The sequence below is a fragment of the Vibrio mexicanus genome (genome assembly GCF_001012815.1).
Lineage (GTDB): Bacteria > Pseudomonadota > Gammaproteobacteria > Enterobacterales > Vibrionaceae > Vibrio > Vibrio mexicanus.
In genome coordinates this window covers 59788-67336 of record NZ_JYJP01000103.1, presented here as the reverse complement: position 1 = coordinate 67336, position 7549 = coordinate 59788, and the positions used below count along the sequence as shown (strand labels likewise).

The window sequence follows — 7549 nt, the reverse complement described above, 5'->3', positions numbered from 1 at the left end:
TTTTTCATTAGCGTCTTTAAGCTGCGAAGTGCGTTCATCAACAATCTCTTCAAGATGCGCTTTATGTTGTTCCAACGCTTTCTTGGCTGCGACCTCACTTTCCGCGACAACTTTCAATGATTTCGCCGTATTTTGCGCCGTAATGATCGCCTGCCCCATATGAGCCAGCTCATCGTTACCTTCGACTTTAACTTCAACCCCTAGGTCACCTTTGGCTATCATGCCAAGCGCTCTTGAATACTGGTCTAAGCGCTTAAGCATAGAAAGGTATACGACTTTCCAGATAATGAAGCCTGCGATCACAAGGCCAAGCAATGTCAAAACGATCAATAACAACTGCGCTTGATCTAATGTCGATTTAAGTTCATTAACCGCCTGACTAGTCGTTACGTTCGATTCATCAACAAGTTGATTAACCGTAGTATTGAGCTTGGACAATTGGGTTAACGTGTCCTGCATCAGCGCTTGTGACTGCTGCTGGTTTTCATATCGTTTGATGGCAGCATCAAACATAGATGCGCCTGCCTGAAGTTGTACAAGAAGCTGCCCCATCTGCTGCGAACGAACCGGATCCTCTACTGCTTTTACACGCCTTTGCATCACCACTAGTTGGGAATTGAAATCCGATTGGATTGTCTGTATCCGGTCAACGTCTTTTAACGTTCTCACTTCTTCAATGTGATTTAGTAACTGATAAGAGAGAAGATGCAGTTCATGAAGCCTTTCACCTAAATCTAAATCGACTTCCACCAAGCCATCAAGGGCCTGCAGTACTGCTTCACTCCTGTTTTCAGCAACCAACCGGTAAATATGAGTCACGTTCGCAACCGTAATTGTGTTGGTATTAAGCACTTGCGTTCGAGTCAGTTGTTCTAGTTCTGTTGCAAGCTCGCGCATTTCTATTACTCGCTGCTCAAGGACTTCAGCAATAAGCAACTTGGTTTCAACTGCCATACCAAGCTCGGAAAGTGTATCGATGATGGTTTGGATATCCGACTCTAGTGTTTCCAACAATACTGGGTTAAAGCTGGACACGCCTAGAGACTCGATACTGGTTAAAATGTCTTCAAGCTGCTCAAGCAAGAGTTGGCCGGCTCGCTTTCGATCTTGCTCGTCTTTGGCATTCGACAATAATTGTACAGACGCTATAACTTTAGCACTGTTTTCAGACACTTCTCTCGCTTCCAGCATGGAAGGTATGGCGGTATTAACGACATTACGTTCGGTCTTTGCTACAAAAGAGAAACCCAACATGCCGATAAGCGAAGAAATTAAAACGAGCATTGCCATTGCAATGAAGGAATACAGCAGCTTTCGGGCAATCGAGACTTTGTCTAACAACATCGAAAATCAACGCTTCTTAAGTGACTAGTAATACGATATATTTTGCAGTGTTTAACCCAGTTATGCCAACGAATTCAATAATGACTTCATTTAATCGCGCAATTCAAATTTTTCGCTTACCGTGTTTAATCATGGTTGGTGTCATAACAAGCCAAGCTTGGGCCGCAGACCCATTGCCAAAAAAGATCTGCGCGATCTATCCTCACCTAAAAGATTCGTACTGGTTATCCGTCAACTACGGCATGGTTGAAGAAGCTAGACTGCAAGGCATCAACTTAAAAGTACTCGAATCAGGCGGATACCCAAATACACAAAAGCAAGTTCAGCAAATAGAAAGCTGTCGTCAATGGAATGCAGACGCCATTATTCTCGGTACCGTCTCACCGACGCTGTATTTTAATCAACTCTCTCGTTTAACTGGCAATATTCCCGTTTTCATCACAGTCAATCATTTAGACGTCGGCGAATCCGATCAAGCTCCGTTAAAGGTATTGTTGGTGTTGATTGGCATGAAATGGGATTAGAAGTAGGCGAATATCTTGCGAAGAAGCACCCTAAAGGGAGTGGTAAAAAAAGAGTTCTCTTATTACCCGGCCCTCAAGCGAGCGGCGGTACTAAACCCGTTGTTGAAGGCTTTTTAGAAAGCATTTTAGACGCAGATATCGTAGTGGTTGTTACCCTTTGGGCGGATAACGACAAAGAAAAGCAACGTAATCTCTTTCAGCAAGTGATCGACGATGGAAAGATTGATTACGTCGTCGGTAGCGCAGTCGCAATAGAAGCGGCAATCAGTGAAATTCGCAGCGCTCAGCTCGAAGGCCAAATTGGTTTAGTATCGACCTACCTCAGTCATGGTGTTTATCGTGGACTTCTTAGAGGTCGAGTAGAGTTTGCCCCTACAGATAAAATGGCGCTTCAAGGTCGCCTGTCGATTCGTCAAGCGGTCAACTTTCTCAATCAGGTACCTTACGAATACAAAATCGAGCCGACAATCGATACTTTAACACCGAACACAATCAACGAAGAAGCAGTATTAGATTCATTATCACCTTCTAAATATCGACCGACTTTTAACGTTGAATCCAATTGAATCAATACTTTGTCATTTTTAGAATGTAAACTATTTATAACTAGAATTATCAGGAACCAATAATGCAAAAAACAACACGTACCATGCCTGCACACAAGCACATCGCTCTCGTTGCACATGACAACTGCAAGCCAGAATTGAAGCGTTGGGTGGTAGAGAATAAAGAAAAGCTACAGCGTCACTTTTTATACGCAACTGGCACAACAGGCAACATGTTAAGCAAAGAAACTGGCTTAGCGATCAAAAGCATGATCAGCGGCCCTATGGGCGGCGACCAACAGCTTGGTGCGCTTATTTCTGAAGGGAAAATCGACATGTTGATTTTCTTCTGGGACCCACTAAACGCAGTACCACACGACCCAGATGTAAAGGCACTTCTCCGAATCGCTAGTGTCTGGAACATTCCAGTCGCTACCAATCGTGCTACGGCTAAGTTCCTTTTTGAGTCTTCACTCATTGAGCAAGAAGTGGATATCGAAATCCCAGATTACGACGCTTACCTTGCAGAACGCACATAAGCTTAAGTCGCTATAACCTTAACTCACTATGGGCTTAGTTCCCATAGTCTTAAAATGCGGTGAAACGACTATAAACGTCATTATTACTTGAAAAAAACGGCCCAACTCAACTTTGAGTGGGCCGTTTTTCTATGAGTTATACCCGCACACTTAGCGCGATTTTACAATCACGGGATACCCGTCATCCTTCAGTTCTTTAATGAACGACGAACCACCACCGGAATAGGTAACCCACACTTTTTCTTTCGCTCTTGTCATGGCCACGTAGAACAACCGTCTTTCTTCCGAAAAAGCAAAATCGTCCGCTGAGCGTGTCAGTGCACTATCTAAATGCTGCGCCTTCACCTTAGGTGGGAACTGTCCTTCATCGACATTCAATAAAATAACAAAATCCGCTTCTTTACCTTTACTCGCATGACAAGTCATAAATCGAAGATCGAGATTTCGATACGACTTTTCCCAATCATCAAGTAGCTCTGGTTTGTGGTAGTGATTGCGCCCTAACAACAACACGGATTGTCGAGTTTTCACCGTACGATCCAGTCCATCTAGGATCTTCTCAACGCTACTGGATGGCGATAAGTAAACCGCTTTCTTTTTCTGTGTTTTGAAACTGTTCAGTTCTTTCTTAATCTGCGCAGGGTTTTGCTGGACAAAGCGGTTAGAGACTTCACCAATCATGTTATTAAATCGATACGTCGTATCAAGGTGGTGAACCGTTGAGTTAGGGAAGCGCTCTTCAAAGTCCGTTGTTAGATCCACATCGGATCCGGCGAACTGGTAGATCGACTGCCAATCATCTCCTACCGCAAACAAAGAACAAGACGACTTTTCCCGCTGCTTTTCACAAATCGCTTCAATTAAAGCAAGACGATCTGGTGAGATATCTTGATACTCGTCGATCATGATGAATCGCCATGGCGGAGCAAACTTGCCTTTTTCAACGTATTGCGTGGCTTTAGAAATCATCATGTTGAAGTCAACATGATTGTTTTCTTTCAAGTTTTGGCTCCAAGCCTGATAGCAAGGCCATACCAACGCTAGCTCACTGTTAAGGCGCGAGTAATCCTCATCATCGACAATAAGCTGCTGAATATTCTTTTTCGTGGTCGCCATAGAGGCAAGTTGCATGAGTTGACTCTCTAACCATGCAATAAGCTTTGGGTTCTCTACGTGACTACCAAGCTCATCATCGCCGGCTAAATACGCGATAGGCCATTTGGACAAATGTTTTTGCCAACGTTTAAAGTTGGTGGGCGTCATCCAATGTTTCTTCAACCAATCAATACACCACCCTTTCCGCTGGTTGTCATCGGTTGCCAGTGGCGACAGGTTAACAGCTTGCCCCTCAACCTCTCTCAATATTTTCAAGCCAAGCTGGTGGAAGGTATTAACAGTCACATGGTTGGCGGCTAGCCCGACGTTACCATTCAAACGCTCGCGCATCTCATTTGAGGCTTCTTTACCAAAAGCCACCATTAAAATTTCTTCCGCTTGCGCAAGATGGCTTTGGAGTAAATAAGCAACACGTGCCGTTAATACGCTTGTTTTACCGGAGCCTGCACCAGCCAGTACAAGGTTGTTATCATCATTGAGTAAAACAGATTGCTGCTGAGAAACATTAAGCGGTGAAGACTCTAATTGAGAAAACAGCACTTTCCAGTTTTCACGCTCATTCTCTATCCAACTTTCGTTACGTTCTAGCAAGGCATGATCAGGGTCTTCAAACCAAGGAATGAGAGGCTCCAAACGCTTAGGAAGCGTTGCCTTGCTTCTTCAAGCGTCATATCCATATTGACGAGTTCGTCATAAGCGCCAGTTAGCCAGCTATTGAGTGATGAATGAGAAAGGAATGATGCTGTCGAACAAAACCTGAAATCGCCTGCTCCCACTGTGGGAGAACGGCAAATAGATCTCGACACTGTTTCTCATGCCATACCTGATAAGCCTCGACGGCATATTTGGCAAACTTACGACAGGAAGCTAAAGATAGCCCTTGCACTAACCAGCTCTGCTGACGTCCTTCACTTTCGTGGGCAAAAAACTGCAATCCACTCCATAGCAGCCCCCTCTTAACGGCGACTTTACCATTCCAAACGTTAAAAGGAATACGCTCTTCCAACGTATGGGAAGAAACAACGAGGACATTATCGTCGAGTTCAACATGGTTGAATTCGTTTTGGGTCAGAAATTGTGCAGTCTTTGAAGCGGCTAGCTGCATTGGAATGATACCTATTAACTCAAGTCGCTAAATCATATATCAGCTGACGAACAATATGAAAAGAGAATGTCAAAGATATGACCACGATTCACTCGAAATCTAACTTTATTTAGCTCGAAAAGTCAGAAACTTACTTCATAATTTGCTAGAATAAAACTTCGATTTCGACTTCTATACTTGCCTGTGTCATTTTCTAACCAGATTCGCGTTTATTGGGCGAATAAAACCATCAACTACAGTGTTCTAATCTTAGTCACCTTGCTTGGCGTAGTGATACCAACTTGGTATTACCAACTTAATTCGTTGATTATCCCCTAATACTTGGCGTTATCGCCGCTGCACTTTCTGAAAGTGATGACAAGTTTACAGGCCGATTAAAATCTATTTCGTTGACAGGCTTTTGCTTTGCGTTTGCTTCGATGTCTGTAGAGGTTCTTTGGCATTCTCCGCCTCTGTTCTCCGTTGGGCTGTTTATTTCTACCTTTGGTTTCATCATGCTTGGTAGCATTGGTCCTCGCTACGCCAGCATCGCCTTTGGCTCACTGCTCATTGCTATTTACACCATGTTGGGAGCTCATGAGAGTGAGAACATTTGGTTCCAACCGCTTATGTTGTTGTCTGGTGCGGCTTGGTACTATCTCGTTTCTATGGTTTGGCATATTTTCTGGCCGATGCAACCTGTTCAACAGAGCCTTTCAACCGTGTTTTTCGAGTTGGGCAACTACTTAGACAGTAAGCGTGAGCTTTTCCATCCCGTTACCGAGCTTGTCCCACAACCGCTGCGTATTACTGAAGCCAAAAGAAACGCTTCAACCGTACAAGCACTTAATCAGTGCAAGAGCACTTTATTGAATCGTTCTAAACGCGGGCACATCGACGGCGCAAGTGACCGGTTCTTGAACATTTACTTTCTCGCGCAAGACATTCATGAGCGAGTCAGTTCTAGTCATTATCGCTATCAAGAGTTGGCGAGCTATTTCCAGCATTCGGATATTCTCTTCCGTTTTAAACACCTTCTAGAAACTCAGGCTTCTGCCTGCCGCGAGATTGCCGATGCTATTCGCCTCGGTAAAGAGTACCAACACCAAGGAACATCAATCTCTGCTCTGGATGAGTTGCAAACATCATTGCAGTTTCTAAAAGATCAGCAGAACCCACAGTGGCGTCTACCTCTAATTCAACTGGAGTTTCTTTTTAATAACCTGGCCACGGTCGAGAAGCAGCTTAGCAACGTGAGTAACCCTGATGCCGAAAAGCTTGAAGAAAGAGTGCTCGACGATACAGAGGCTCACACCTTGTCGGCTATGTGGCAGCGGGTAAAATCCAACCTCAACAAAGATTCGATTTTATTCCGACATGCAATTCGTATGTCTGTTGCTCTTACCCTCGGTTACGCCATTATCCAGTTCTTCAATATCGAAAGAGGTTACTGGATCCTGCTCACCACTCTATTTGTTTGCCAGCCCAACTACAGTGCCACCAAGCAAAAACTCACCGCAAGAGTGCTCGGGACGATTGCAGGGCTGCTAGTGGGTGTCCCACTGCTGACTTTCTTCCCATCTCAAGAGAGTCAACTGGTCTTTATTGTTTTGTCTGGTGTGTTGTTTTTTGCATTTAGAATCAACAATTATGGGTTTGCGACCGCCTTTATCACCTTGCTGGTACTGTTTTGTTTTAACCAGCTTGGAGAAGGCTATGCCGTCATACTGCCCCGACTCACGGATACGTTAATCGGCTGTATTTTGGCCGTACTGGCCGTGGTTTATATTCTCCCTGATTGGCAGTCAAAACGACTTCACCGCGTGATGGCCGATGCAATTGATGCAAACAAAGTCTATCTTGGCCAGATCATTGGCCAATATCGCATTGGCAAGAAAGATAACTTGAGTTATCGCATTTCACGAAGGAATGCACACAATAGCGACGCTAACCTAAGTGCCGCAATCAGCAATATGCTTATCGAGCCTGGCAAGTATCGAACAGCAGTGGACGAAAGTTTTAGATTCCTAACACTCAATCACGCACTTTTGAGTTACGTGTCTGCATTAGGTGCGCATCGTTCGCGTATCGATGATGAGACAACCCATCAACTCGTGCTGGAATCCCATCGTATTATCCATCAGCATCTTGAAGCGCTTCACAACCAACTTTACAATCATTGTGAAGATATCAACATCGCATTAACAAACTCAGACCTAGAAGAAAGACTTTCTGAATGGCGAGAAGAAGACGATCGTTCCGTTAGAATGGTGTTACAGCAGCTTCATTTAATCTACCGAATGATCCCTGAATTGCATTCGCTTGCGGCGAAGTTTGCAGCAAGAGTTGAACACAAAACCTCCTAGTGCCTGACATTTTGCTTACATGAATTGACAC

Annotated in this window: 2 protein-coding genes and 3 pseudogenes; 3 read left to right on the top strand and 2 right to left on the bottom strand. The window is 44.3% G+C overall.

Features of this window, described 5'->3' with window-relative positions:
- Positions 1–1344, bottom strand: a 1344-nt coding sequence (locus tag UA76_RS15300) for a HAMP domain-containing protein (protein ID WP_047047876.1), incomplete at its 3' end; no start/stop codon positions are given.
- A gap of 80 nt (positions 1345–1424) precedes the next feature.
- On the opposite strand from UA76_RS15300, the pseudogene torT reads away from it, so the two are divergent.
- Positions 1425–2434, top strand: a pseudogene (gene torT, locus UA76_RS15295) (TMAO reductase system periplasmic protein TorT).
- Between the two features lie 62 nt (positions 2435–2496).
- The gene (locus UA76_RS15290) at positions 2497–2952 is read left to right on the top strand and encodes a methylglyoxal synthase (protein WP_047047873.1); all 456 of its coding nucleotides are present in this window, start codon (positions 2497–2499) and stop codon (positions 2950–2952) included.
- Between the two features lie 150 nt (positions 2953–3102).
- Here the strand turns inward: UA76_RS15290 and helD are convergent.
- Positions 3103–5173: pseudogene (helD, locus tag UA76_RS15285) on the bottom strand (DNA helicase IV).
- Between the two features lie 183 nt (positions 5174–5356).
- On the opposite strand from helD, the pseudogene yccS reads away from it, so the two are divergent.
- A pseudogene (gene yccS / locus UA76_RS15280) lies at positions 5357–7518 on the top strand (YccS family putative transporter).
- Positions 7519–7549: the final 31 nt, after the last annotated feature.

Bases quoted from the DNA above. Each gene is read 5' to 3' on its own strand.
- UA76_RS15290 (WP_047047873.1), top strand. From the start codon at position 2,497: ATGCAAAAAACAACACGTACCATGCCTGCACACAAGCACATCGCTCTC.